The following is a 223-nucleotide window of genomic DNA, read 5'->3' as shown; positions in this document are numbered from 1 at the left end:
CCTCCTTATACGAAGATATTCACGATGAGTACCCACACAGATTGATATGTTTAAACAGTTAAGAGTAACCTATGTCCCGTTCGTCTAGAGGCCTAGGACACCGCCCTTTCACGGCGGTAACAGGGGTTCGACTCCCCTACGGGATACCATCTTTAAGCACATTTATTTAAGTGTTTTTAAAAATGGTTCATTTTATTGAATCAAGCTCTTTAACAATTTGGAA

The 223-nt window shown here is 40.4% G+C and carries 1 tRNA gene; it reads left to right on the top strand.

From position 1 onward, the window contains the following. The first annotated feature begins 73 nt into the window (after nt 1–73). A tRNA-Glu gene (locus AB4209_RS22205) sits at nt 74–149 on the top strand. The last annotated feature ends 74 nt before the right edge of the window (nt 150–223 follow it).

The sequence above is a fragment of the Vibrio sp. 10N.286.48.C11 genome (assembly GCF_041469805.1).
GTDB lineage: Bacteria > Pseudomonadota > Gammaproteobacteria > Enterobacterales > Vibrionaceae > Vibrio > Vibrio crassostreae_C.
This window is presented reverse-complemented; position numbering and strand designations above follow the sequence as displayed.